General features: G+C 69.9%; 1 protein-coding gene. It reads left to right on the top strand.

Features of this window, described 5'->3' with window-relative positions; all coding sequences use genetic code 11:
- Positions 1 to 701 precede the first annotated feature (701 nt).
- Positions 702 to 4,969: COG1361 S-layer family protein (locus ACZ7LB_RS27545; RefSeq protein WP_471471918.1), on the top strand; the 4,268-nt coding region annotated here is incomplete at its 3' end.

Genomic DNA, 4,969 nt, shown 5'->3' with positions numbered 1-4,969 from the left:
GTTCGGGTCGGGACCGGGGTGCCGCCGGGAGCGACCACCGAAGCACCCCCGGACCCGTCGCGAGGCCCGGTACAGAGGAGCCGCCGCGCGGATCCCCGCCCTCTTCGCGGTTGCCCGACCGGGGAGTTGGCACCCGGCACCGTCACCGGCCGCGACCACACGCGGGGATCCGTCCGGGCCTCTCGGTACGGGACACCTTGGCTTCATATGAACGAATGAGCGGAACGCCATAAAGTGAGCAGATTTGCAACTTTCCTGATGTATCAGTGATTTGCTGCCCTCCACGAAAGTGCCCTTTGTCGGAAATTGCTGCCACCGCGGTCCTGACGTCGAGTCGCCGTGGGCGGTGTGGAGGGAGTCCCCGGAATGACCTACTGGAGACGGTGGCTGCGTCCCGCAGCGTGCGGGACGGAAGGAAGACCCGCCAGGTCTGCCTGGCCTCCTGCCAGGGGAAGCGGGCGTCGCGCGGGCGCGGGAAGCACCCGCGCGGCTGAGGCGGAGGGGCACCGCCCCGGTGCCTCCGCGGTGCGAGCGGGCGCCGGACGGGCGGCCGACGAGCACCGGTACGGCCGCTCCGGCGGAGTGAACCCGGCCCTGCGCCCTGACGGCTCGGCCTCGGGGCGGCCCGTACGTCGGGAAGTCCCCGGGCATCGGACGACCCTGTCCCGCGAGATACCCCGGCGGACACAGGGGGGCACCCGATGACCGCGATGACGCGCGGCCCGGGCAGGCACCGGGCACGACGGTTCCGGTCCGGTGCCGTCCTGGGCGCGCTGGCGCTGACGGCGTCGGGACTCGGTGTCGCGTTCACCGCGCTGAACCCGGTATCGGCGCAGGCGGCCATACCGTCGATCACCTGCACGACGAACGCGAACGTCTTCAACACCGGATACAACGCGGCGACCGGCGGCACCCTCGCCGACAACACGAAGGACCCCAACTGGCAGGTCGCCGGACCCTTCACTGCGACGGCCGCGGTCTCCCCTCCGCCCCCGAGCGCCGCCTTCGCCCCGGCCAACGTGGGCAGGCTGGTCCAGGCATGGCCCGTGAGCCCCTACAACAACGCGCAGTGGATCTCGCAACAGACCACGGCCGCACCGAACCAGATCGTCACCAACGGTGACTGGTACTACCGTTACCAGTTCGACCTCTCCTCGTCCGTCAGCCCGTCCGCGTTCGCGTTGTCCATGAACTTCCTGGCCGACAACGCCGTCGCCGAGGTGTACGTCAACGGTGTCGCCCAGTCCCAGCAGACGACGGGTCTGCCGCAGACCACGCTGACCGGACCGCCCCCCGCCGGTCAGACGGGCGGCATCTACCACTACGCGGGATTCAACACCGCCAACGCCGCGCAGACGACGCTGAAAAACAACTGGCGCAGTGGCCTGAACACGATCGACGTGCAGGTCAAGTCCGCCGCACCGATGCAGGGCTTCGACGCACAGGTCCGGCCCAGCGTGCTGTGCCCGGCCCCTGTGGTGTCCCTGAAGAAGACCGCGACGGTCACCCCCGCCGCGAACCAGGAGCAAGCGAAGCCCGGCGACAGAATCGCCTACTCCTTCGCGGTCACGAACACCGGATCGACGCCCCTGGTGTCGGTGGCCGTCAACGACCCGGCCCTCGGTACCGTGACGTGCCCGAAGCCGCCGGCCCCCGGTCTGGCGCCGGGCGCCTCGGTCACCTGCACGTCCACCGCGACCCACACGGTCACGCAGGCGGACGTGGACAACGGGTCGGTGACGAACACCGCGACAGCCACCGGAACCAACGCGGCCGGGGTGACCAGTCCCCCCGCGCCCTCGGCCGCCACCGTGCCGACGCAGACGTCCGCTCCGGCCCTGTCGGTCAAGAAGTCCGCGAGCACCAGCCGACCGGACGAACTGTTGCTGGGTGAGGAGATCACCTACAGCTTCGTGGTCACCAACACCGGCAACGTCACCCTCAGGAACGTCCGCGTCGACGAGGACGGGTTCACCGGTGCCGGGGAACTGGGCGCCGTGGACTGCGAGGACGGGGCCGCCTCCCTGGCCCCCGGCGAGTCGGTGCTGTGCACGGCGGCGTACACGGTGACGCAGGAGGACGTGGACGCGGGGTCGATCACGAACTCGGCGACGGCGACGGGTACGCCGCCGTCGGGTGAGCCGCCGGTGTCGCCTCCGTCGGAGGTGACGGTCCCGGCTCCTTCCGAGCCCGCGCTGAAGGTCGTCAAGACCGCTTCCGCCGGCAAACTGGTCGCGGGTGAGGAGATCACCTACCGGTTCACGGTGACCAACACGGGCAACGTGACCCTCACCGATGTGACGGTGGACGAGGGCGAGTTCACCGGTGACGGTGAGCTGGGCGAGGTGACCTGCCCGGCAGGGGCCGCCTCGCTGGCTCCGGGTGCGCGGGTGATCTGTACGGCGACGTACACGGTGACGCAGGCCGATGTGGACGCGGGTTCGGTGGAGAACTCGGCGACGGCGACGGGTACGCCGCCCAGCGGCGAGCCGCCGGTGTCGCCGCCGTCGGAGACGACGGTGGAGACGGACGACGACCCGGGTCTGTCCGTGGTCAAGTCCGCCACCACCCAGGATCCGGACAAGCTGGTCCTGGGTGAGGAGATCACCTACTCGTTCCTCGTCAAGAACACCGGCAACGTCACGGTCAAGGACGTGAAGGTCGACGAGGGCGAGTTCACCGGTGACGGCGATCTGGGTGCGATGGACTGCCCCGCGGAAGGCACCGCGGCCCTGGCCCCGGGCGAGCAGATGACCTGCACCGCCTCGTACACGGTGACGCAGGCCGATGTGGACGCCGGTTCGATCACGAACTCGGCGACCGTGACCGGCACGCCGCCGCGGGGCGAGCCGCCGGTGTCGCCTCCGTCGGAGGTGACCGTCCCGGCGCCGGTGGAGCCCGCGCTGGAGATCGTCAAGACCGCTTCGGACGACCGGCTGGTGGCGGGTGAGGAGATCACGTACAGCTTCGCCGTCACCAACACGGGCAACGTGACCCTCACCGATGTGACGGTGGAGGAGGGCGAGTTCACCGGCCAGGGCAAGATCGGTGCCGTGGACTGCCCGGAGGAGGGGACCGCGTCCCTGGCTCCCGGCGAGACGGTGACCTGCACCGCCGCCTACACGGTCACCCAGGCCGACGTGGACCAGGGCTCGGTGGAGAACTCCGCCACCGCGACCGGCACCCCGCCGTCGGGTGAGCCGCCGGTGTCGCCGCCGTCCAAGGTCACCATCACCGAATCCCCCGCGCCCGCGCTGGCGGTCGTGAAGTCGGCCTCCGCCGCCGAACTGGTCGCCGGTGACGAGATCACCTACAGCTTCACGGTGACCAACACGGGCAATGTCACGATCAGCGACGTGAAGGTCGACGAGGGCGAGTTCACCGGCAGCGGCAAGCTCAGTGCTGTGGACTGCCCGGAGGAAGCCGCCACCCTGGCCCCCGGGGACACGGTGACCTGCACCGCCGCCTACACCGTCACCCAGGCCGACGTGGACGCCGGATCCGTGAAGAACTCCGCCACCGCGACGGGCACCCCGCCGACCGGTGAGCCGCCGGTTTCCCCGCCGTCCGAGACAACGGTGGAGACCGATGACGACCCCGCGCTGTCGGTGGTCAAGTCTGGTTCCACAAGTGAGCCGGACAAGCTGGTCCTCGGCGAGGAGATCACCTACACCTTCCTCGTCGAGAACACCGGCAACGTCACGATCAAGGACGTGAAGGTCGACGAGGGCGAGTTCACCGGCAGTGGGGAACTCGGAGAGGTGGTCTGCCCCGCCGAAGGCGCCGCGGCTCTGGCTCCCGGCGATCAGATGAGCTGTACGGCCGCGTACACGGTGACGCAGGCCGATGTGGACGCGGGGTCGATCACCAACTCCTCGACCGCGACCGGTACTCCGCCCCGTGGCGAGCCGCCGGTGTCGCCTCCGTCCGAGGTGACCGTCCCGACGCCGGCCGAGCCCGCGCTGGAGATCGTCAAGACCGCTTCCACGGGCAAGCTGGTGGCCGGGAAGGACATCACGTACAGCTTCGCCGTCACCAACACCGGCAACGTCACGCTAAAGGACGTGAAGGTCGACGAGGGCGAGTTCACCGGCAGCGGCACGCTGGGTACGGTGGACTGTCCTGAGAAGGCCGTGTCCTTGGCTCCCGGCGAGACGGTGACCTGCACCGCCGCCTACACGGTCACCCAGGCCGATGTGGACGCCGGTTCGGTGAAGAACTCCGCCACCGCGACGGGCACCCCGCCGTCCGGTGAGCCGCCGGTGTCCCCGCCGTCCGAGACAACGGTGGAAACCGACGACGACCCGGGTCTGTCCGTGGTGAAGACCGGCTCCACCAGTGAGCCGGACAAGCTGGTCCTCGGCGAGGAGGTCACCTACACCTTCCTCGTCGAGAACACCGGCAACGTCACGGTCAAGGACATCGAGATCAAGGAAGGCGAGTTCAGCGGCAGCGGCAAGCTCGGTACGGTGGACTGCCCCGCCGGAGCCGCCTCACTGGCACCGGGCAACACGGTCGTATGCACCGCCGCCTACACGGTCACCCAGGCCGACGTGGACGCCGGTTCCATCACCAACTCCGCGACGGCGACCGGTACTCCCCCTCGGGGCGAGCCGCCGGTGTCCCCGCCGTCCGAGGTGACCATCCCGTCGCCGCCGGAGCCCGGCCTCGTCCTGGTCAAGTCGGCGTCCGCCGCCGAACTGGTGGCCGGTGAGAAGATCACGTACAGCTTCGCCGTCACCAACACCGGCAACGTCACGCTGAAGGACGTGAAGGTCGACGAGGGCGACTTCACCGGCAGCGGCAAGCTCGGTACGGTGGACTGTCCGGAGGACGCGGCGTCGCTGGCGCCGGGTGCGTCGGTGACCTGCACCGCCGCCTACACGGTCACCCAGGCCGATGTGGACGCCGGTTCGGTGGAGAACTCGGCGACGGCGACGGGTACGCCGCCCAGCGGTGAGCCGCCGGT

This window comes from Streptomyces sp. NPDC107521, assembly GCF_055598485.1.
This window is presented reverse-complemented; position numbering and strand designations above follow the sequence as displayed.